19 protein-coding genes are annotated in these 20,820 nt (G+C 53.0%); 12 read left to right on the forward strand and 7 right to left on the reverse strand.

The window, feature by feature from the left end:
• Positions 1–419, reverse strand: a 419-nt coding sequence (locus GEI7105_RS31910; protein WP_017662641.1) for a helix-turn-helix domain-containing protein, incomplete at its 3' end; no start/stop codon positions are given.
• 138 nt (positions 420–557) lie between these two features.
• Between GEI7105_RS31910 and GEI7105_RS0122380 the strand changes: the two genes are divergently transcribed.
• The 4 genes from GEI7105_RS0122380 to GEI7105_RS0122395 all read left to right on the forward strand — a co-directional run bounded on the left by GEI7105_RS0122380 (position 558) and on the right by GEI7105_RS0122395 (position 3,893).
• Positions 558–950, forward strand: a complete 393-nt coding sequence (locus GEI7105_RS0122380; protein WP_017662642.1) for an NDH complex assembly factor CRR9 — start codon at positions 558–560, stop codon at positions 948–950.
• A 224-nt stretch (positions 951–1,174) separates the two neighbouring features.
• Positions 1,175–2,254, forward strand: coding sequence for a Fe(3+) ABC transporter substrate-binding protein (locus GEI7105_RS0122385; protein WP_017662643.1), 1,080 nt, complete (start codon positions 1,175–1,177; stop codon positions 2,252–2,254).
• A gap of 149 nt (positions 2,255–2,403) precedes the next feature.
• Positions 2,404–3,405 carry a Sll0314/Alr1548 family TPR repeat-containing protein gene (locus GEI7105_RS0122390; protein WP_245555477.1) on the forward strand — a complete coding sequence of 334 codons (1,002 nt, stop codon included), beginning with the start codon at positions 2,404–2,406 and terminating at the stop codon, positions 3,403–3,405.
• A 38-nt stretch (positions 3,406–3,443) separates the two neighbouring features.
• A complete protein-coding gene (locus GEI7105_RS0122395) occupies positions 3,444–3,893 on the forward strand; it encodes a DUF3531 family protein (RefSeq protein ID WP_017662645.1) in 450 nt (149 codons plus the stop codon).
• Between the two features lie 2 nt (positions 3,894–3,895).
• On the opposite strand, the gene GEI7105_RS38740 is transcribed toward GEI7105_RS0122395, so the two are convergent.
• Complete coding sequence (locus GEI7105_RS38740; RefSeq protein ID WP_158413249.1) at positions 3,896–4,036, reverse strand: hypothetical protein; 141 nt, start codon at positions 4,034–4,036, stop codon at positions 3,896–3,898.
• Here GEI7105_RS38740 and GEI7105_RS0122400 point away from each other — a divergent pair.
• The 3 genes from GEI7105_RS0122400 (at position 4,035) to GEI7105_RS0122415 (ending at position 7,814) form a co-directional block, all read left to right on the forward strand.
• Positions 4,035–4,463: an NUDIX hydrolase gene (locus GEI7105_RS0122400; RefSeq protein WP_017662646.1), complete on the forward strand. Its 429-nt coding sequence runs from the start codon at positions 4,035–4,037 to the stop codon at positions 4,461–4,463. The two genes, GEI7105_RS38740 and GEI7105_RS0122400, sit on opposite strands and share 2 nt — an antisense overlap.
• A gap of 379 nt (positions 4,464–4,842) precedes the next feature.
• Positions 4,843–6,066: an MFS transporter gene (locus tag GEI7105_RS0122410; protein WP_017662648.1), complete on the forward strand. Its 1,224-nt coding sequence runs from the start codon at positions 4,843–4,845 to the stop codon at positions 6,064–6,066.
• 44 nt (positions 6,067–6,110) lie between these two features.
• Positions 6,111–7,814: a GH3 auxin-responsive promoter family protein gene (locus tag GEI7105_RS0122415; RefSeq protein WP_017662649.1), complete on the forward strand. Its 1,704-nt coding sequence runs from the start codon at positions 6,111–6,113 to the stop codon at positions 7,812–7,814.
• 616 nt (positions 7,815–8,430) lie between these two features.
• Here GEI7105_RS0122415 and GEI7105_RS31915 read toward each other — a convergent pair.
• Together GEI7105_RS31915 and GEI7105_RS0122425 are read right to left on the reverse strand one after the other, a co-directional pair.
• Positions 8,431–9,447, reverse strand: a complete 1,017-nt coding sequence (locus GEI7105_RS31915; RefSeq protein ID WP_017662650.1) for a tetratricopeptide repeat protein — start codon at positions 9,445–9,447, stop codon at positions 8,431–8,433.
• A 69-nt stretch (positions 9,448–9,516) separates the two neighbouring features.
• On the reverse strand, positions 9,517–10,209 hold the full coding sequence (locus GEI7105_RS0122425; RefSeq protein ID WP_017662651.1) for a hypothetical protein: 693 nt from the start codon (positions 10,207–10,209) through the stop codon (positions 9,517–9,519).
• A 278-nt stretch (positions 10,210–10,487) separates the two neighbouring features.
• On the opposite strand from GEI7105_RS0122425, the gene GEI7105_RS0122435 reads away from it, so the two are divergent.
• On the forward strand, positions 10,488–11,063 hold the full coding sequence (locus GEI7105_RS0122435; protein ID WP_017662653.1) for a VOC family protein: 576 nt from the start codon (positions 10,488–10,490) through the stop codon (positions 11,061–11,063).
• Here the strand turns inward: GEI7105_RS0122435 and GEI7105_RS0122440 are convergent.
• Positions 11,060–11,743 (reverse strand): uridine kinase family protein, encoded by a 684-nt coding sequence (locus GEI7105_RS0122440; protein WP_017662654.1) that lies wholly within the window; start codon positions 11,741–11,743, stop codon positions 11,060–11,062. The genes GEI7105_RS0122435 and GEI7105_RS0122440 overlap by 4 nt on opposite strands.
• Before the next feature lie 200 nt (positions 11,744–11,943).
• Between GEI7105_RS0122440 and GEI7105_RS0122445 the strand changes: the two genes are divergently transcribed.
• Positions 11,944–13,398 (forward strand): IS200/IS605 family accessory protein TnpB-related protein, encoded by a 1,455-nt coding sequence (locus GEI7105_RS0122445; RefSeq protein ID WP_017662655.1) that lies wholly within the window; start codon positions 11,944–11,946, stop codon positions 13,396–13,398.
• 325 nt (positions 13,399–13,723) lie between these two features.
• Here GEI7105_RS0122445 and GEI7105_RS0122455 read toward each other — a convergent pair whose 3' ends face one another.
• Positions 13,724–15,313, reverse strand: coding sequence for a glycoside hydrolase family 57 protein (locus tag GEI7105_RS0122455; RefSeq protein ID WP_026097876.1), 1,590 nt, complete (start codon positions 15,311–15,313; stop codon positions 13,724–13,726).
• A 450-nt stretch (positions 15,314–15,763) separates the two neighbouring features.
• Here GEI7105_RS0122455 and GEI7105_RS38745 point away from each other — a divergent pair, with 450 nt between their 5' ends.
• Positions 15,764–16,834 carry a hypothetical protein gene (locus GEI7105_RS38745; protein ID WP_017662659.1) on the forward strand — a complete coding sequence of 357 codons (1,071 nt, stop codon included), beginning with the start codon at positions 15,764–15,766 and terminating at the stop codon, positions 16,832–16,834.
• Between the two features lie 31 nt (positions 16,835–16,865).
• Positions 16,866–17,831, forward strand: coding sequence for a pentapeptide repeat-containing protein (locus GEI7105_RS39310; protein ID WP_017662660.1), 966 nt, complete (start codon positions 16,866–16,868; stop codon positions 17,829–17,831).
• 44 nt (positions 17,832–17,875) lie between these two features.
• Here GEI7105_RS39310 and GEI7105_RS33845 read toward each other — a convergent pair whose 3' ends face one another.
• Positions 17,876–18,454: a DUF3122 domain-containing protein gene (locus tag GEI7105_RS33845; protein WP_144053986.1), complete on the reverse strand. Its 579-nt coding sequence runs from the start codon at positions 18,452–18,454 to the stop codon at positions 17,876–17,878.
• A gap of 496 nt (positions 18,455–18,950) precedes the next feature.
• Here GEI7105_RS33845 and GEI7105_RS0122480 point away from each other — a divergent pair, with 496 nt between their 5' ends.
• A complete protein-coding gene (locus GEI7105_RS0122480) occupies positions 18,951–20,654 on the forward strand; it encodes an iron uptake porin (RefSeq protein ID WP_035493839.1) in 1,704 nt (567 codons plus the stop codon).
• Positions 20,655–20,820: the final 166 nt, after the last annotated feature.

The following is a 20,820-nucleotide window of genomic DNA, read 5'->3' on the forward strand; positions in this document are numbered from 1 at the left end:
GAAGGGGGGATGCAGTTTTTGAGCATCTGGGGGAAGACCGACGACCGCATTCGATTCGGCTTTTTGAATCGTGGAAGACCCGAACGTTTTAACCGCCATGACTCCCAAGAAGCCTCAAGTTTTCTAAGGACTTGCTGAAGAACCTGAGCGTTGACCGTCTTGAGCTGAGGAAATTCAGTCTTGGCAGCGGTCAAACGCTTAGCCTGAACGTGGTAGTTCGGGAAGGGTGCATCTGCTGGCAAGATAAATTCCTGCCGAATCGAGCACGCATTCACGGGTGACTTGCGGGATTTTAGCCAGTCTTTACGTTCCCGCAGAGCAAAATTCCAGACATGGCGGCACACATCAAGAATGTGTTCGATCTCTGAAACCTGCTCCGCCGTTGGCTCTAGCTTAAATTCCCACGCCATGTTTAGCATATCTAAACTGTAGCAAATCTTTTGTAGGTTACTCCCCTCGGTCGCGCTTCGCTACACCACCAGCCAAGCTTTCAGCTATGGCTGGAGTACTGCGAAGAATCTGGGATAGGATAAGTTGGAAACGCGCGATTCCTTATCATGACAGCAGACCGACCGATTACTGTTGAATTTCTCAACCCCGAAGAAGCGGCGAAAGTCGATGCGGCGCTTTTGTCGTCTCAAGAAAAGTTTTTGGCGCGGGTGACGATTTACGCACTGCGATCGCTCGGTCAAATTTCCGCCGAACGGGGAATCGATATCGAAGAGATTACCCCCGATCTCGTGGCGGAGTGGGTACAACGCGATCGCAACATTCACCAGCAGGTGGATATGGATGCAAGCTTCGTTACCTTTTTCAGCAACCTTATCGTCTCATCCCTCAAGCCCCTGCGTCAGATTTCCGCCGAAAGTGGAAAACCCATCGCCGACATTACCATCGAGCAAGTTCTCGAGTGGTTCGAACGAGAAGCCAAGCGGCGCGTCGAAACCTAAAGCCTCCTTGTTTTTCTGTCGATACAACCGCGATTCCCTCGCCTCAAAGGAGTGGAATCGTTTTTATTGCGAGCGTTCGGGACAGTTTTGTTGAGAGACTATTGCAATAGACAAGATTGAACGATAAAGTAGATTTCTGTTTCGATCCTTATTATGTCGAGGTCGATCGCGCGATCGACCCATCTTACAACTGATAAAAATTACAGACTAAAACTGACCCACTCATGAAACGATTCAAATATTTTTGGATGGGTATCGCGAGCGCAGTCGTGGCGATCGTCGTCGGCTGCACCGCTCAACCCGACGTTCCCGAGACTCCCTCAGCCGCCACCGACACCGGAAACGGCGAACAGGTGGTCAACCTATACTCGTCCCGCCACTACGACACCGATCGCAGCCTCTACGAGAACTTTACCGAACAAACCGGAATCGAAGTGAACCTCGTCGAAGCCAAAGGAGACGAACTCATCGAACGCATCAAGAGCGAAGGCGTCAACAGCCCAGCAGACGTTTATATTACCGTCGATGCGGGGATGTTGTGGCGAGCGCAAGAAGCGGAAATTTTACAACCCGTCGAGTCGGAAATCCTCGAAAGCAAAGTTCCCGAGAACCTGCGCGATCCCCAAGGTCACTGGTTTGGACTCTCCAAACGCGCTCGCGTCATCGTTTATAACAAAGACGCCGTCGATCCCAACGAACTTTCGACGTATGAAGATTTGGCCGATCCCAAATGGGAAGGGAGATTGGTGATTCGATCGTCGAACAACATTTACAACCAATCTTTAGTCGGTTCCCTTTTAGCCGCCGACGGAGAAGAAGCCACCGAAGAATGGGTTAAAGGGGTGGTTGAAAACTTCGCGCGTCCCCCCGAAGGAAACGATACGGCGCAAATTCGCGCGGTAGCGGACGGTTTGGCCGATATCGCCGTGGCCAACAGTTATTACGTGGCGCGGTTGGCGAACTCTGACGATCCTGAAGATCGAGCGATCGCCGAAAAAATCGATATGTTCTTCCCCAACCAAGACGGACGGGGAACTCACGTCAATATCAGCGGTGCGGGAGTCGTCGCCAACGCGCCCCATCCCGAGAACGCGGTGAAGTTTATCGAATATCTCGTGAGTCCCGAGGCGCAGACGGTGTTTGCAAAGGGAAATAACGAATTTCCCGTGGTGGAAGACGCCGAATTAGACAATCCGTTTTTGGAAAAATACAGTGGTTTCAAAGAGGATTCCCTCAACGCGGGAATTTTCGGGAAAAACAACGCTGAAGCCCTCATGATTATGGATCGCGCCGGTTGGAAGTGATGGGGAGATGATGAGGTGATGGGATGATGAGGGATGAGGGGATGATGGGGGCGGTGCGTGACGCGGTAACAGTCCATTGACCGGATTTCGGCGCCATTCTTCGGCCGCGTCACAGCACCCTACCACTCTCTCTGGCGACAGAGTGGGCAATGCGGAAATCCCTGAACTATACTTACGGAAATGGAGTTGTGGGAGTTCCTGAAACCATGATGACGCAAGGGATTTTCGGAGACGATCGCCTCTCGGCTTCGGTGCGATCGCTCCTCGTCGGCGGAACCAGTGCGCTGATGCTGGCGGTAAGTTCGCTGGCGTCTGTGGCGATCGCCGGCGATCCGTTTCGCAGCGAAAATCCCCACGACATCGGCGATAAAACAGAAAAGGCGTTCGAGGCGTTTTTCAAAGACAGCCACTATCCCAACGCAGAAGCCTACCTCGACGACGCACTCGAGAGCGAAGCCGACGATCCCATCGTTCCGGCGATGAAAGCCTCACTACTCTACCTCGAAGAACCCGACGAACTCGAGGCGGAATTTCAAGAGTACGCCGCCGCGACTCTCGCCGCTGCTGACGCTTTACTGGAAAACGATCCCCTGCGAGGGAATATTTATCTGGCGGTGGGTCACTTTTTAGAAGGGGGGTATATCCTCAAAACAGAAGGGGTGGTGCGTGGCGTTCCCAAAGCATTACAGAAGTTGCAATTAGTCTTTCAACATCTCGATCGCGCCGCCGATATCGACGCCACCGATCCCGAACTCAACATCATCAAAGGCTATATGGATTTGATGTTAGCGGTGTCGCTTCCCTTCGCCAATCCCGATCGCCCCATCGAACGCTTGCGAGAACACGCCGCCCCGGAATATTTGGCGCAACGGGGGTTAGCCGTGGGATATCGCGATTTAGAGCGTCTCGACGAAGCGATGGAAGCCGTCGATCGCACCTTGGAACTGACGCCGAACAACCCGGAAGTTATGTATCTTAAAGGTCAGATTTACGTCGAAAAAGGTCAACACGCCGAAAGCTTGGCCTGGTTCGATCGCGCCTTGGCGATGCGAGAACAACTACTCGACGATTTAGTCCGTCAGATCGAACGGGAACGCAACAAAGCCCAGCGGGAAGTGGAGGAAAACGGTGACGCACCCGAGGCGTCGTGAGGTATCCTAGGAAAGCTCAACTCGTGCGCCCGTCAAGTATGCAAGTCCAGTTTCGCGAATTCAATCCCTTCGACGTTTGGTTTTGGATCGAATTCAGCACCACGCCGTCGCCACAGGAACAGCAGTATATTGAAGAACTCTTCGACTCGTGGTTTTTCATCGGAAAACTAGGAGGGTTCAACGCCGAAAACTTGCAAGTGCAAGAAGAAGGCTTAGAAATCGGCTATATGGACTATAGCGAGCGAGTCGCGGACGATTCCATGTTGGCGTTGATGCACAATATGGGAGAGTTCGAGTATTGTGCCAATTGGGGGCGGTGTTGGTTCGATTTGGGAACCAGCGACGCGATCGCCCTCGATGTTTTGGCGAACTCGCTGCGTCAACTGAGTCTCGATTACGTTTCGATCGAGCGGTTGATTATCGGCGGACAAAACGAAGACTGGCCGATTCCCGAGTCTCACGAAGCGCAATTTGCCGATTATAATTAACCTCAGTTCGGCATCGATCGCGACGATGGAACGGAGAACCTCGGGTGGATAACGTCCACCGACCGAACGTTTATCGAAATTTCCGTTGAAATTGCGTAAGTCGTAAAAGTATTTTCAGCTTGCAGTTCGCTTTCAGTTTTCATGGGTAAATACAATTCGATTCGCGTCTTAGCATTGGGATTAATTCGCGACGGCGATCGATTGTTTGTAGGAGAAGGATTCGATCGCGTAAAAAAGCAAACATTCTATCGCGCTTTGGGGGGTGGAGTCGATTTTGGAGAACTGAGTATCGACGCACTACAACGAGAATTTCAAGAAGAAATTCAAGCCGATTTACAAAATATTGAATATCTGGGCTGCCTCGAGAATATCTTTCAATATAAAGGAAAAACAGGACACGAACTCATTCAACTGTATCGTTGCGACTTTGTCGATCTGAAGTTGTATGACATCGCTCGCATTCCTTTTTCGGAAGGAAAACGCAAAAAAGAAGCCATGTGGATCGACATTGAAAAATTTCGATCGAACGAATTAATTTTATACCCTGAAGGCTTTTCAAAATTCCTGTAATTTCTCAAGTGCGATCGCTTCTCCTCCGGTTTTAATACACGAAAAGTCTAATTTGTCAAGACAAGGTAGGAGAGATTTTTTAGGGGTCGAAGCCGGCCCGAAACGCACCGAGTCCCCCGTATCGTTAAGATACTGGGGTTCTTTTGATGCCAAACGGTACAACGTGGCGGCAATTTTGATAACTAAATGGTAATATAACCGATCGCATCCTTTTCAGTGAAGAGGGAAGAGTGGTAGGGTGCGTCACTTGAAAAATAGGGTGTCGAAAGTGCTACGCACCGCTTCCGCGAACGTGATACCGATCGATCGCGTACCGCTCCCTTGTCTCCCCTGCTCTCCCCCTCCCTCTCTCCCCCTCTCCCCCTCTCCCTCTCTCTCCATGCCGGATTCTACCCAACTCGATCGCGTCCGATCCACAGAAAAACCCAGAACATCGGGAGTTTCCCCCGAACAAAAGCCCGTTTTAGCCGTATTGATGGTGGCGGCGTGCATTACCACCCTAACGGGAGCGGCGATCGCACCAGTGTTTCCCGATATGGTAGACCGACTCGCTCTCGACCCTCGCTGGGCGGGACTGCTAGTGAGCGCTCCCAGACTGACCATCGCCCTCGCCAGTCCAATTTTAGGCTTGCTGGCCGATCGCATCGGAAAACGACGCGTTCTCGTCTCGTCCCTCCTCGGATTTGCCATCTTCGGAATGATGGGGGGACTCCTACGAACCTTCACGCCGTTGTTAGTAGTGCGGGGACTCGTCGGCGTCGCCAACGGCGGCATTTCAGCGGCGAGTTTGGGATTGGTGGCCAGTTGGTTCGACGGCGAAACGCGATCGCGCCTCATCGGATACACCACCAGCGCCATTTCCCTGACAACGACCGTCGTTCCCCTCATTGCAGGGGGACTCGGCGCGATCGGTTGGCAATACGCCTTTAGCCTCTACGGACTCGCTCTTCCCGTAGCGATCGCCACCCTATGGATTGTCAAAGAACCCAAACGCAGCAGCAACGGCGGCACTCTCGGCGACGTATCCCTGGCCTCCGTGGGGCGAGATTTGCGGCAGTGGAAAATGCTAGTTCTGTTCGTCAACCTCGCTGCAACCTCCATCGTGTTCTACACCGTCATCGCCTACGCGCCGCAATACTTCCAAGAGGCGATCGGTGCCGATTCCCCCACCAACGGCATCATTTTAGCCACTCGCGCCATCGGTGCCGCCATTATCGCCGCCGTCGGAACCCATACCGTGGCGCGGCGGTTCGGATCGATCGCGGCTGTCGCGTTGGGATTTGGAGCGATCGCGCTCACCGTGGCGACGATTCCCGTCGTCGATAGCCTGTGGCTGGCACTGGTGGCGGCGTTCGGCTTCGGTGTCGGCTTCGGTTTGGTGATGCCTAACCTGTATAACCTCCTCCTCGATCTCGTCTCCGAGAACAATCGATCGACCCTGCTGGCGTTGGGGACGGGGTTTGCCTCCCTGGGGCAGTTTTTCGCGCCGATTCTCCTCGGGGGAATTTGGAAGAGCGGATATACCGATGTTTTTGTCGTCGCAGCCGAAATCGCCATTGCCAGCGCTTTGCTGCAACTCGCCAGCAGTAAGTTCCACCGCTAACTTTTACCGTTTACCTTCACCTCGTTCTGACAGAAGCAACGTCTATGTCCAGTATTCTTCAAACGCTCGTCAGCCCCTACGCGCGATCGATAACGGGGCAGTTTTTGCGAAAAACCCAGCAGGCGAACCGCGTACAACGGGCGTTTTTATTGTCGCTGGTGCGGCGTCACCAAAGCACCGAATTCGGTCGTCGGTATCAATTCAACCAAATTCGTAGCGTCGAGGAGTTTTTAGCGCGAGTACCGGTTCTGTCTTACCGAGACCATCAACCGTACACCGAAAAAATCGCCCGAGGCGAGTCGAACGTCCTTACCAGCGATCTCGTTGTCTACATGAACATGACGAGCGGTTCGACGGGTCAGAAAAAACTCATTCCCGTCACCGCGCGATCGCAGCGAATGCGAAACAAAGCCCATCGTACCGGACTGTGTTTCGGTCTCGAAGCCCTTCGGACAACCGGGCGATCGCTCGGGAAAATTCTAGTCACCAGTGCGATGGAATGGTTCGGCGAAACCGAGGGAGGCATTCCTTACGGTCCCGTCAGCGCGAACCACCTGCGAAACGCCGACGCTCTCGAACGACACTTGTTCGCCCACCCTTACGACGCTCTCGCGCCCAGCGATAACTTAGCACGTCACTACGTTTGCCTGCTGTTTGCTCTGAACAACCCCAACACCCGCTTTATCGGGGCGAACTTTCCCGTATTAGCGTTGCAACTGGCACAATATCTCGAAGCCTATGCTGACTCCTTAATCGACGACTTAGAACGCGGTACGATCGCCCCTTGGCTGAATCTCGAACCCCACTTGCGATCGCGCCTAGAACGTCAGCTCTCTCCGACTCCCCAACGCGCTCGCCAACTCCGCCAAATTCGCGATCGCACCGGACGTCTCACCCCGATTTTAGCCTGGCCGGATCTCTCCCTCATTACGACAGCGTTGGGGGGAACCTCCGATTTCTACTTACAGCGATTTCCCGAATACTTTGGCGACATCCCCGTGTTTGGCGGAATTTATTCTTCCTCCGAAACAGCCTTCGGAATTTACCGCGACTTCAACGACAGCGGAAGTATCCTCGCGATCGAATCGGGATTTTTCGAGTTCGTCCCTTCCTCCCAATGGAACGTCGAACAACCGACGACTCTCCTCGCCGAAGAAGTCCAAATCGGACAACACTATCGCATCCTCATCACCAACTACAACGGCTTATATCGCTACGACATCGGCGATGTGGTGGAAGTGGTGGGATTCTGTCACAAAACCCCCGTTATTACATTTCGCCATCGCCGAGGAGGATTGCTCTCGTCGACGAGCGAGAAAACGACAGAATTCCACGCCATACAAGTAATGAAACAATTGCAGCAAGACTTCGATATTGCTTTAACCAACTTCTGCATTACCCTTTCAGAAAACGAAACGCCACCGTCTTATTTAGTCAATATCGAACTGGTTTCTGGGCAAACTTTATCAAATCCTGACACCTTCCTCGAACAGTTCGATCGCCACTTACAAGAAATTCACACCTCTTACGCTTTCAAACGCCAACGCAACCAAATCCCACCGCCCCGTCTGCGCGTTTTGGCCTCGGGAAGTTTCGATCGCGTGCGCCAGCGATTACTCCAGAGAGGAATTCCCGAACACCATCTCAAATTTCCCCACATCAGCGAAGATCGCCAATTTTTAACCGGCGTCGCGATCGAACAAGAAGTATATCTTTCAGTCAACTGTTCTTCGTTCTTTAAGTCTTAACCCTGGGGTGCATACCAGTTTTGCAATGAGTAAGAATATTTAGGGCTTGCTGAAAAAGACGGTTGGTAAAGGAAGGGAACAGCAGATCTGGGAACAGGGAACAGTTTGGAGGATTGGCGATCGTTTAATTTCCGGCTCTTCCGACCCTGGTATGTAGGGTAAATGCCTGTAGTCGAACTCTGGAAAGGGATTTCGCAATTTCAGCTCTCTTTTTATAAGTTTAAGCGAAAAGCTTTACTCTGTAAGGGGTTCAGCGATTTCTTGCATAGCAAAATCGGAAGAGCCTTTTTTTTATATCAAACTAACCAACAGTTCGTCACTTTTATCCCATACTGATTTTAGGGCTGTCTTTTGTCAATTTGAAACTATAGCAGGGTGCATCTCAATTTTGCAAAAACATGAGAATTGGAGGCTGAAATCCTTATTCTCTCGTATAGATTTACATTTTTGAGATGCACCCCTATAGCAGTCCCAAATGAGTCGTCAAAAATCAAAACCTCAGAAAAAATCCGATTCCCCGCTCCCTGTTCCCCGTTCCCCGTTCCCTTTTTTTCTCAATTTTGTTACTCAACTGATTTAGGGTTGCTATAACTCAGCGTTAAGGCGTTTTTGTGGTTTACCGATCGCCCAAAATTTGGCTCAACTCCGTCGAAAGTCGAGACGCCGTTCGCGTGTCGTCGAGTTCCTGGGCGATCGCGATCGCCCCTCGATAAAACCGAATCGCTTCCTCAGTCTGTCCCGCCGCCAAATACAACTGGGCGAACTCCGTTAACGTCCTCATCTCCTGACGCAAACTCCCCAGTTCCCGCGACAGTTCTAACCGTTCCTCCAATAACTCCTGCGATCGCAAAAACCGTCCCACACTGCGATGCGCTTCCACTAACCCGTCGATCGCTCTCAACCAATTTTCAATATCCTCGTTCAGCCGCGCCAACCGCAACGCCGAACCGTAAGTACCAATGGCGTTATCGTAATCGTTCAACGCCCAGTACGCATCGCCGAGATTGTTCAGCGTATTAGCTTCCCCCGCTGTATCGTTCGCCCGCATCCGCAACGGAAGCGCCGCCTCGTAAAAAGCGATCGCCTCCTCGTAATTCCCCCGCGAGGCTTCCACTAACCCCAAATTACTCGTCGAGAGTCCCCGCATTAACGTCGAGTTCGTGCGTTCGGCTAACATCAACGCCTCGCCAAACGCCGCCTGCGCCTCGGCAAATTTTCCCCGTCGTAACAACGCCGTCCCAAAATTGTTCGATCCCGCCATCAACCCCTGCAAATCGTCCCGCCGTCGCGCCATCGATACCCGCGCCGCAAACATCTGTTCGGCGGTAGCGAAATCCTCTAAGCGAGCGTAGGCCAATCCCAAAAGATTATAGGCGCGTCCCATGCCCTCCCAATCGTAATAGTCCGTATAGATCTCGAGGGCCGTTTCCCACGCTGCGATCGCGGCTTCCCAATCTCCCGCGTTTTGCTGCTGGCGTCCCAACTGCAACAACTCGTCCGCGTCGTCTCGCGACGGTTGGGGTTGAGAATTTTGAAACGGGGCGTCCGTCGTTTGAGCGATCGTTTGAGCCAGTGTGGGGGTTGCCCATCCCAAACAGACCGAGAGACTGAGGGCGCTAAGGTAGGGTTTCATGAGAGGTGACTGGGGACAGAAATTCCAAGACGAGAAACACGGACGGTCGATCGAGGGATCGGGCGTGATTCAAGAAGGCGTTCCGTTGTTGGGCGAAGGAAACGACGATCTCGGGCGATCGCGATCGAGTGCTTCGTACCCGTAAAGATAAATCGTGCGAATATCTTCAGGTAGCGACTCCTCCAGTTGTCGGTATCCCTTGGGAAGCTCTCGGGCAACGTCGGCCGGCGTCACCGTTTCCCCTTCTGCTTGTAAATACGCCGCAATGCGCGTTTCGCTCCATTTAAACGTTTGCGACATCACCACCATCAATCGAATCAGAGGAGAAAGGGTGTCGAGGGCTTGTTGGAGGTAACACCACAACGGCGGGGGGGCTGCTTCGATGGAGTATTGAATCGATTCGACCGGAGGCAGCTGTGCGTTGTCGATCGACATCGCCGTCAGTTCGATCAGCCAGTTTTGTAACGTCACTTCCCCCGTTTGGTCGTTGTTGGCTTCTAAGCTGGGATTGAGATCGAGGGTTCGCATTTCGTGAAAAATGCGCTGCCAAATCAAGGCGAAGAGATAATCGGCTCGGACGGGGGACTTCGCCGAATGGCGAACTAAGGTGTAAACGATCGCGCTGTAACGGCAAAAGAGAGCCGTGAAGTATTTACCTTCGTCTGGGTGTCGTTGGTACAGAGTCAGCAACTCTCGATCGCTGTGATGAAACAGCGATTTGACGATCGGGTGATTCGCTTCGGGAAACGTGGGGATTTGCACGGTTGTTCGGCAGTCGGCAAAGTTTGTAACTAGAATACCAAGGAGACACCCGTATGAGATTGTTTCCCCTGCGGGGCAATACCTCCCTCTAGGATATCTGTTTCCTGTTAACCGTATAGGGCGATCGCACGACAATTTGCAAGTTCGGCACGAGTTCGGCATCCGTTCGATGGATCGCCTCGATCGCGGCCCGCCTGTACAAATCGGGAAACGAATGCGAGAGCGAGGTTTTCGATACAATTAGATACACTATAGAAATAGACTGTCTGTTTTAATCGATGGTTCACACAGGTTTTACTCTCTCGACTGACAGCGTTGTTGTCGCAGCCTTACCGTTAGTCGATACCTTATTCTCGACCCAAGGCATTATGGTCATGCTGCTGGCGGCTTATGCAGTCGCCATGTGGATGTTTTTGACCAGCGCGCCTAAAGTTCATACGGTGATGGTGTCCGACCTCGAGATCGCACGACAGTTTTACGAAGGAGAGTTGCAACTTCCCGCCGCCGACGTTCCACTTCACTACTATTACAACTACGAGCAAACCTTGGGAGCTGCCACGGTCGATCCGCTGTATCTTTCGGCAGATATCGGCGTTCCTCGTCGCAACGATGCTCCAGACGGGCTGTGGTATCAACTCAAGAAAAACGCGCAATTACACGTGATTAGTGGTGCGAGTTTGGGTCAGAAACACCGACAGCGTCACGTCTGTTTCGATCGCGACTGCCTCGAAGAAGTGTTACTTCGCGCTCAAAGTTACGGGACGAAGTATAAAATTCGTAGCGAGAAACCCCTGAATTTCTTGGTTAAAGACCTTCAAGGCCACGTCATCGAGATGGTCGAAGCCAACAGTTAAACAGTTTTGGACGTTTGATGCGATCGCTTCGACTCGTTTAATCTCGGATCGTTATTGATGATGGCCGTAACGGCGGCTTGAGGGCGATCGAGATTGAAGTGAATTTCCTGCCCCCGAAAGTAAATCGTCTCATAAGCGGCAACGGTTTCGGCTGGGGATAAGCCTTCTTGAGAACGAGCGATCGCCCGCTCTAACGCGGTTTCAAAACTGCACTGAATCCAAAACGAAACGTCATAATAACTCTGAAACTGACGTTTCAATAAGTAAATTCCTTCGAGCAAAATGACATCAATTTTATCAAATTGATAGGTGTGCTTGCGGAAAGCTGTTGCTGTTTCTTCGGCATAATTGGCTTCAAGATAAATAGAGCCGCGATCGCGAAGCGGGAACACCAATTGAGTAAATAATTCATCAAAGCGAATTGCATTCTGATAGAAATGCTTCGCTGGATTGGTTGGGCTAAACCGTTTTTCAGGTAGATCGAGCCAGCCATCAATGTTAAGAGTTGCGATTTTCAAATCCCGTTGCTCGAGCAAGTTAGCAATTTTGCTAGTGATATAGCCCTTCCCCGAACCATCAATTCCTGAAATTGCCACGAGTAAAGCTTTTTTCTCAGTCAACACAGCTCGTTGATTGGTGATGATTTCACTAGCTCGGTCAATGTCGATCGTTAGGTTCATGGCCTTGGTGGTGCAGAAACCTGAAAAGGATAGGACTTACACAGAAACCGGGTTTTGTCGAACTCAAGAGAACTCAAAAAGCCCCCCAGTCTCTTGAAGAGGCGAGGGGGATGAAAAATTAATATTGACAAACAATAGCTTGTGTGGTATAGGAATCACCAAAACAAGGTTTCCTCATAATAATCCTCGCAGGAAATTTGGTGAATCTCTTGAACAAGATCGCGACGCACTCCCCCACCTCGCGGGACGCAGGTGGGGGTCAAGGAGCCGCACCACTCAAAGCCTTGAGTTATCATACCGTTATGGTAATCCAGAAACCTGGCCAGATCGTTCGCACCGATAAATGGAGTCTTAACCCCACAAAAGAACAGCGACGACTGTTTCACGAGACGGTTAAGGTCTATCGTCGTGTGTGTCGGCACTTGGTCGGAATTCTATTTACCCATTGGTCTTCTCTGGCGGGGTTGTCCAGCCAAAAACGGGTACTGGCGGTTGAAAAACTGATTCACCAAACCGAACAGAATCCCCACCCTAAATATCCTCAGTTCGACTCGACCTTTTACAAATTCCCCAGCTACTACCGAAGAGCCGCTATTGTCTTCGCCGCCGGACAAGTCAGTAGCTACATGACCCGGTATCGGGAATGGCAGAGTGGCATTCGCCAACATCGCAAGGCCAAGCCACCCGTCCTGAATGCGAATACCGGATGCTATCCCACCTTGTACAAAGGTCAGTGCTACAAACTGCACGGGTACGATCGCATCGAAATCAAAGTATTTAACGGAACAGATTGGATTTGGACAACCGTTCAGATTACAGGTCTACGGGAACGGCATACGGTAGACAGCAACAAACTACTGTCACCCTCACTCATTTTTAATGAGGAGAAGAAGGTCTGTCACCTCTCAGTTCCGTTTGAGTGTCATCCACCCCAACGGGAGGTAGATGGCAATGTAGTGAGTGTTGACCTCGGTATCAATACCACCGCAACCGTTGCAGTCGTGAATTTTGACGGCACTGTAATCCATCGGGAGTTCGTTCACCCTGGAAGAGACATCGACCGTCGGGATAAGCGACTGAAATCGGTATCGAAACGAGCCAGTAAGACGATGGGGAAAGGTGGAAGTCTCCAAAAAGGCTTCTGCTACCATACCTATCGCAAATGCCGTAATATCAACCGTCAAATCGGGCATTTAGTCTCGAAGCGTATTGTCCAGATTGCCAGACAATTCAAAGCCGATGCCATTGTCTTTGAGAACCTGAAAGGATGGAAAGCTAAAGGTGGACGAAAACGGTCTAACCTGCGCCAGCGCTTTCATGGTTGGCTCAAAGGGATGATTCGAGATTTTACTGAAATGAAGTGGCTTGAAATTGGCGGTAAGGTTGTTGATGTCGTTGCCGCTTATACCTCAAAGCTGGCTTATGACGGGAGTGGAGTGGTGCGACGGGACTCCAAAAACTATACACTGGCCAAATTTTCTTCGGGCAAGCGGTACAACGCAGACCTCAATGGGGCGCTGAACATTGCTGCCCGAGGCATTCTTAAGCTCACTTGCAGAAATGACAGTGAGGAGCGTTCCCGCCAAAGTTCTGGACGCTCGCCTAGAAGCTGGGCTTGTCTGTGTGATCTGTGGACTAGCACAGTTCCAGGTTAGCACCGACACCCCCACCTCGCGCCCTAGCAGGTGGGGTGAGCTTCATGTCCCAAACTTTCGAGATGACGAATCCAATCGTCCGGGGTATCGTCACCCGCCAGCAGCCCGATTTCCCGCGCCACGTCCGCCACCCAAGGCTGCGTCGCAACGCGTTAGCCTTGCCAGTTCGCACGAACCTCTAACCAATCGGGAAGCTGAGTCTCGTCGAAGTGCGATCGCACAGATTCGGCTCGAAAACAGTAAATTCGATCGGTGTGGCTCATGTAGCAGTGAGCAGTGAGCAGTGAGCAGTGAAGACCGTTTTCACCTCGTCATCTCATCATCCCTAGAGGGGTCGATACACGCGATAGTCGATGCTCGGGAAAATATTATCGATCGCTTCGACCTTCTCGAGCCAACCCGAATCGATTTTACCCGCGTTGATATCGTCGTAAATCTTGTGTAACCGCATCAAGTGCGATCGCGTCCGACGTACCGCATACGGCACCATCGTCCCCGTTCGCATGATAAACGCCCAGTCTGACGACTGTGCCAACAGCAACTCCCGCGCCGCTTGATTGAGCGCTCGCCACTCTAACTCGTCGGCTGGTTCCCGTTTGCTCAATTCAATCGTGCGTTCGGTGGCTTTGTGCAAATGGGGATACACCCAGGCGTTCGTCTCGTTCAACCAATACTCGTGAAACCCCTTAAAGCCCCAACTCGACTGAGACGGCTTACACACCTGCTGCGTCGGGTTCGTCCGCAGGTAGTCCGCTAAATGAGTCATCTCATAAGTGTTCTGGTCGTACCAAGACTTGCGGAACAAATAATCGATAAACCACGGTCCCTCGTACCACCAGTGACCGAAGAGTTCCGCGTCGTAGGGAGAAACCACGATCGGCGGACGTCCCATAATCCCGTGGAGGTGTTCGACTTGACGCTCGCGGTTGAACATGAAGTTCGAGGCGTGTTCGGCGGCTTTCTCCCGCGCCCAATAGGGATCGTAAAGCGCTTTTTGGCTCAAATCCAACCCGCGCCCGGTAATCTTGTGATACTTAATTCCCGTATTTTTGCGCTGACCGTTGGGCATAATATACGGCTTAATGTACTCGTATTCAGCCTCCCAGCCCAAATCCTTGTAAAACTCTCGGTATTCCGGCGCACCGGGATATCCCACTTCTGACGACCACACCTGTTGAGACGATTCGTGATCCCGCGCGAAAACGCCCACGCCGGTTTCGGTGAAAATCGGCGCGTAAGTCCCGAAACGGGGACGGGGACGCGCGTAGAGAATTCCGTGACCGTCTGTGAGAAAGTAGCGCAGTCCCGCATCGGCGATTTGACGTTCTAAGCCTTCGTAGTAGGCGCACTCAGGCAACCAAATGCCTTTAGGCGGCTGGCCGAAGTTCTCTTCGTAGTGTTCTGCCGCCACGCGCAACTGCGCCCACACCGCTTGGGGATACATCTTCATTAACGGCAGGTAGCCGTGAGTTGCCCCGCAGGTGATGATATCTAAGTTGTTGCTGTCGAGAAATTGCTTGAACGCGGTTACGAGGTCGCCGTTGTAACGTTCCCACACCTTGCGAGTATGCTGGAATTCCGTCGCGTAGTGTTCGGCTAGATACCGCAGGTGTCCGTTGTGTTCGTTATGCTCGATTTCTTGGGCGACTAGCTCTTCGAGCTTGGTGAGGTGGGCGTCGTACCGCTCTTGCAGGAGGGGATCTCGAAGCATCGACACCAGCGGCGGCGTCATGCTCATCGTCATTTTGAAGTCTACCCCGTCCTGTTTCAAGCCCTCAAAAACGCGCAGGAGGGGAATGTAGGTTTCTGTAATTGCTTCGTACAGCCATTCCTCTTCTAGTACGTAATCGCTTTCGGGGTGTCTGACGAAGGGTAGGTGTGCGTGCAGCACCAGAGCGACATAGCCAATAGCCATAATTTGAGAACCTGTGGGTTGACAGCGAACGCGACGGGAGATCGCACCGAGGGCGCTCGACAACGAGAGCGCTCGACAACGAGAGCTTCGATACAACTGTAGCAAGGCGATCCCAGCACTTTAAAAATTGCTTAAGGATCGATCTTGGTTAGAACTATACCGCTTAATTCGCGTTCTTGTTCGTTCGTCGCAGTCAATTTCACAGAAGACCTTGAATTGATGGAATTACCCAAGTCGCGATGGCGCGATCGCGCAATTCATGTAATATCCCTCTCGGTCTACCGTGCGATCGCGTCTTGGAAAGAAAAGAGTATGATGAAGACAAACTCGGCCTGACGAACGAGATCGCACGACGGCACAGTTGGAACGCGATCGCGTCTGTTTAGGTGTGAAGTCCTCGAACGCACGCCTCTTTTGGCGTTGACCCTTCGTTCTTGCTGTTGGATCGTTATGAGTCCTACCCCCAATCAGTTACTCGATCAGGCGAAACAGGGCGATCCAAAAGCGATCGCCGCACTGATGAACCGTTCGACGCAACCGAAAGGCATTTCGGTCAAAGCCTCCCTCAACGACCGGTGCTTGCAAGTTCTTCTCGAAGGGGAAAACGCCCCGAGCCAAACCAAAAGCGTTGGCTTCGTGCGAGAGGGAATGCTCAAGCTCGATATCGCATCGATCGATCGCGTGCGCGTCTACGGCCGTCAAGTCGGTCGCGAGACTCCCGTTTGGCAAGACGAAATCGTCCTCAAAGAAGCCCCTCCGCCTTCGACTCCTCCCGAACTTTCCCATCGAGCGGTTCCCCTCGACGAACTGGCTGACGAAAGCCTCCTACCCGACGACCTTCTCGAAGGGTATTACAACGAAGACGGCGAGACGCTAGAAGCTTCGGAAGACTTTCCCGAAGTTCCCCCCGAGGCAGAGTCGTTCCTCAACGACGAGGAGCAAGACTACGACGAAGAACTCGAAGAAGAGGACGACGAGGGGCAAGACTACGACGAAGAACTCGAAGAAGAGGACGACGAGGGGCAAGGCTACGACGAAGAACTCGAAGAAGAGGACGACGAGGACGAGGACGAACCCCCTTCCAAACCGAAGCAAAAATCCTCTTTAGTGGGGTTGCTCGTCCTGCTGGTGCTGGTTGTTCTCGCTGGCGGCGGCTATTACCTCTACACCACCCGACCGGAACTGTTCTCGAACCTTCCCTTCTTAAATTTAGGCGGCGAAACGGGTGACGAAACGACGCCTTCAGAAACGCCGACGACGCCAACGGAGGACGCTCCCGACGCGACGACTCCCGAAACTCCCGATCCGTTCGCAACGGCGGTCAACGCGGCGATGAGTGCGGCCGAGAGCGCACAAACGGCTTCGACCCCGGAGCAGTGGCAACAAGTGGCGAACAACTGGCAAACGGCGATCGATCGCATGAACGCCGTGCCGCAAGACCATCCGCAATACGAGGTCGCTCAGCAAAAGGCTCTAGACTATCAAAAAAATCTAGATTACGCACAACAACAAGCACAGTAACGGTTTTGACCGACGTTCGCGAGAGAAGTTTATGAGTGAAAAACGTTCTGACCATTGGCTCGATACGGTGGAAGGATTGTCCCTCGTGGGGGCAGTTTTGGGAACGGGAGCGGGGTTCGCGTTTCAACAGATAACGTATGTTGCTGCCCCGGTGACGCTGGCTTTGGTGATGAATTTCGTCAATCGACAACGTCACCAAGATCGGATGCAGCAACAGACGATCGCGCGCATTGCTGAGTCTCGGCTCGCAGTCGAACGTCAAGTTGAGTTACAAGTGCAAGATTTGCGCGAGGAAACCCTCTCGAACACGGCGACTCCGATGGCGATGGCGTCTTTCGATATCGCCCCGTTGGAAACGCAAGTGCAAGCGTTACAAGCCAACGTGGAGCGACCGATGGCGGCTGTGTCAAGTCTGGAAGGGCAAATGAAGGATTTGGCCGCCCAAATTGCCGCGATCGCCGCCCAGAGCGGTCGACACCTGGTTGACGCCAACGGCAGTAACGGGGCGACTGAAATTCTGCCGTTACCCGGCGACGGCGCAGCCGGCGATCGCGCGAACCAGTTTTGGCAACAGTACGAGTCGGGCGTGCGATCGTTCGTGGGAATCGATTTGGCTGGGGTGGATTTGACGGAACCGGAAATCTATCTCGACGGGATCGATTTTAGCGAGGCGAACCTCGAAGATGCTGTGTTGACGGCGATGAATTTGGGAGAGGCGACGTTGGCGCGATCGAACCTTCGAGGGGTGAAACTGGACAACGCCAACCTCGCCCACGCCGATCTGACGGAGGCGAAATTGGTCGATGCGAACTTACGAGGGGCGAACCTGCGCGGGGCGAATCTCGAGAGAGCCGATTTGCAAAATGCCGATCTCGCCTACGCCGACCTCACTCACGCCAAGCTGCAAGGGGCCAAACTGGACAACGCCAACTTTTATCGAACGCGGCAAGTGGGGACGGAAATGCCAACAGCCGTGGCGATCGCGCAACGGGTCTGAGAAACCCGATTTTCGTCGGTCGTTGAGGTCGTTAAATCACGTCGTTAAAACTGAGGATCGACGGAGGGAGCGATCTCGAACAGCAGAGTGCGCCATTCGCGCACAACGAAGGGAGGAACGGGAATTTCGACGGGACGACGATCGCCGAGAACGGAAAACGACAGCCGTAGTGCTGTATCGGTCGAGAGCTGCCGCGCGATCGCCTCGAAGTCGTACTGGACGATGTTGGACGGCAACGGCTCGTCGGTCGATGCCGAGGCCGAGCGATCGCGGACTTGCCAAGATCGACCGGTGGCTGCATCGACCTGTAACGGAACGTCGCGATCGATCCTCCGACCGGGAAATCCCACCACTCGCAAGAAGATCCCCTGAAGCTCCGTGGGAGTCCGACGCTCGAACAAAACGAGCTGCCAACTGCCATCGCGGATATCTCTGAGGCTTTGCAGCGATCGCACCACGATCTCGCCGCGAGCCGGGTCGGGATACGTCTCGATCGCTGCCCGTGCGGGCAATCCACTCCCCCACCACAGACCCCAACAGCACAACAGTAATAGAAGCACTTGCCAGGGAGAAGGACGGCGAGAAACGTCGAACCCTCGAAACATCGGTCGAAAGTCAAGCATGGCGTTACGGATATCGTTGTATTTTATTTGGAACGGGAGCGCTTCTCGGAATATCGCGCCAAACCCCCAGTTTGCAAGAGCTTTAGAGATGCGATCGTCTCTTGACACTCGCGTTCGAGATCGGTTATCTATTCGGAGGAAGACCGTACGATGACCCAAAGCGATCGCTCGATTTTCACTGCGCTCGATCCACACAGACCGAGTCGATCGTAGTAAAATAGTAGGATACTCCTGCAAAACTCGAGAAGGTAGACGCGCGGCAATTCCCCGCTCGCTCGACGCGACCTACGCGAGATAATTCTCGCCTCTGGCAGAGATAACATTCCGTTAACCTGCCGGTGATACTCTGAGCGTACCCTGAGTACAGCTAGGTTCCATATTTTGGTTCCGTTTAGAACTGTTGCCTAGAGTCCGCAAAAGAGTTGGCCTTCGAGAATTTGTTAACTTTTGCAGAACGTTCACAGGTGTGAGAGTGAAAGAACGAACGAATCAAACAATGTTGAGATCCCTCCTGCGAGTCTCCCCTCTACTCGTAGGACTCGTCTCTCTGGCTTGGGCAACCGATGCCTCGGCCAAAGAAGCGACAGCAACCCAAAGCCAAAAATCCGCTCAGGTTCTGTCGACTTCTAAAGGTCTCAGTGAAGTCAGCAGCCTCGAGACCCCGCAACAACTGGCACAGAACGTTTCCGTCGACGAACTGTCGGCCTACGAACTGACCGAGAACCTCGACCAAGTGACCTCAGTGTCCCAACTGTCCGACGTTCAGCCGACGGACTGGGCGTTCCAGGCACTGCAATCGCTGGTCGAACGTTACGGTTGTATCGCCGGTTATCCCGACGGTACCTATCGCGGTAACAGCTTCATGACCCGTTACGAATTCGCTGCGGGTGTGAACGCTTGTTTGGATCAAATCGTCGCCCTCATCGGTGGTGGAGAAGCCATCGACCCGGAAGACTTAATAACGATCCGCCGCTTGCAAGAAGAATTCGCTGCTGAACTGGCCGCCCTGCGCGGACGGGTTGACGGCTTAGAAGCTCGCGTGGCCGAACTCGAAGCCAACCAGTTCTCGACGACCACCAAACTCGGTGGTGAAGTCATCTTCTCGATCAACGACAGCTTTGGCGAAGAAGTCGACTTCGACGACGACAACGACGGCGACGATCCCACGCAAACTCAGTTTGCTTACCGCGCTCGTCTGAACTTCGATACTAGCTTCACCGGACGCGACTTACTGCGGACTCGCCTGCAAGCTCGCAGCACGGTTCCGTTCGACGACGGCGTCACCGGCACCGACATGACCCGTCTCGGCTTCGACGGCGACTCCGGTAGCGATGTCCAAATCGACGATTTGTTCTACCGCTTCCCCGTCGGCGATAACGTCAACGTCTTCTTGGCTGCTAACAGCTTTGAAGCTCGCGACTTCATCAACGAAGTGACGCCTCTGGTAAGCAGTGGTAGCGGTGCGGTGTCTCGCTTCGGTCGCCTCAACCCGATCATGCGTCAGTCTGACAGTGGCGAAGGGATCGGCATCCAAGCGAAATTCGACGCCTTCCAATTCGATGTCGGTTACTTGGCCAACGTCGCCAACAGCCCCGAACGCAAAGAAGGTCTGTTTAACGGCGAATACGGTGCGTTTGCTAACGCCAGTTACGCCGTCAACGACGACATCGAAGTGGGCGTATTCTACCAACACTATTACGCTCCTGGCGGTACGGTTAACTTGACCGGAAGCACTGGTAGCTTGAGCGCCCAAAGTCCGTTTGGCGACCTCGTGGCTACCTCCTCTGACTCCGTCGGCGGTCAGTTCTTGGTGGGTCTCGGTCCGGTCGACCTCTCCGGTTGGTTCGGTTTCACTTGGGCGCGTGCCGAGAGCGATGGCGACGGCTTTGAAGAAGACGACAAAGCAGACGTGATCAACTACGCTCTGGCGCTGTCGGTACCCGATCTCGGTGGTGAAGGGAACTTGGCTGGTGTGATCGTCGGCGTTCCCCCGCAAGCGACTCGCATCGAGCGTTCTAGCTCGACCCTGATCGGGGAAGAAGACGACGATACGTCCCTGCACATCGAAGCCTTCTATCGTTACCAACTCACCGACAACATCGCCATCACGCCGGGCTTCTTTGTCGTGACTTCGCCGGAACACAACGACGAAAACGATGCCCATTGGGTGGCAACTCTTCGGACGACCTTCAAGTTCTAGGAATTAGGGTTTAATACGATTCTCTAGAATTCGATCGCTCGAGTTCGATAAAAGGGAGGGCTTATCACAGCTCTCCCTTTTGCGATCGTGGAGGTTTGCGATCGCCCCCACTTCGGAAATCACCACATTTTAGTTGACAAAATTGCATAAATGTGATATGGGGCAA

This window comes from Baaleninema simplex PCC 7105 (assembly GCF_000332355.1).
GTDB classification, from domain to species: domain Bacteria; phylum Cyanobacteriota; class Cyanobacteriia; order Cyanobacteriales; family Geitlerinemataceae; genus Baaleninema; species Baaleninema simplex.

What these genes read in the sequence shown, in the direction of transcription:
- GEI7105_RS0122380 (WP_017662642.1), top strand. Translation starts at nt 558, where the DNA reads ATGACAGCAGACCGACCGATTACTGTTGAATTTCTCAACCCCGAAGAA.
- GEI7105_RS0122385 (WP_017662643.1), top strand. Translation starts at nt 1,175, where the DNA reads ATGAAACGATTCAAATATTTTTGGATGGGTATCGCGAGCGCAGTCGTG.
- GEI7105_RS0122390 (WP_245555477.1), top strand. Translation starts at nt 2,404, where the DNA reads ATGCGGAAATCCCTGAACTATACTTACGGAAATGGAGTTGTGGGAGTT.
- GEI7105_RS0122395 (WP_017662645.1), top strand. Translation starts at nt 3,444, where the DNA reads ATGCAAGTCCAGTTTCGCGAATTCAATCCCTTCGACGTTTGGTTTTGG.
- GEI7105_RS0122400 (WP_017662646.1), top strand. Translation starts at nt 4,035, where the DNA reads ATGGGTAAATACAATTCGATTCGCGTCTTAGCATTGGGATTAATTCGC.
- GEI7105_RS38740 (WP_158413249.1), bottom strand. Translation starts at nt 4,036, where the DNA reads ATGAAAACTGAAAGCGAACTGCAAGCTGAAAATACTTTTACGACTTAC.
- GEI7105_RS0122410 (WP_017662648.1), top strand. Translation starts at nt 4,843, where the DNA reads ATGCCGGATTCTACCCAACTCGATCGCGTCCGATCCACAGAAAAACCC.
- GEI7105_RS0122415 (WP_017662649.1), top strand. Translation starts at nt 6,111, where the DNA reads ATGTCCAGTATTCTTCAAACGCTCGTCAGCCCCTACGCGCGATCGATA.
- GEI7105_RS31915 (WP_017662650.1), bottom strand. Translation starts at nt 9,447, where the DNA reads ATGAAACCCTACCTTAGCGCCCTCAGTCTCTCGGTCTGTTTGGGATGG.
- GEI7105_RS0122435 (WP_017662653.1), top strand. Translation starts at nt 10,488, where the DNA reads ATGGTTCACACAGGTTTTACTCTCTCGACTGACAGCGTTGTTGTCGCA.
- GEI7105_RS0122440 (WP_017662654.1), bottom strand. Translation starts at nt 11,743, where the DNA reads ATGAACCTAACGATCGACATTGACCGAGCTAGTGAAATCATCACCAAT.
- GEI7105_RS0122455 (WP_026097876.1), bottom strand. Translation starts at nt 15,313, where the DNA reads ATGGCTATTGGCTATGTCGCTCTGGTGCTGCACGCACACCTACCCTTC.
- GEI7105_RS38745 (WP_017662659.1), top strand. Translation starts at nt 15,764, where the DNA reads ATGAGTCCTACCCCCAATCAGTTACTCGATCAGGCGAAACAGGGCGAT.
- GEI7105_RS39310 (WP_017662660.1), top strand. Translation starts at nt 16,866, where the DNA reads ATGAGTGAAAAACGTTCTGACCATTGGCTCGATACGGTGGAAGGATTG.
- GEI7105_RS33845 (WP_144053986.1), bottom strand. Translation starts at nt 18,454, where the DNA reads ATGCTTGACTTTCGACCGATGTTTCGAGGGTTCGACGTTTCTCGCCGT.
- GEI7105_RS0122480 (WP_035493839.1), top strand. Translation starts at nt 18,951, where the DNA reads ATGTTGAGATCCCTCCTGCGAGTCTCCCCTCTACTCGTAGGACTCGTC.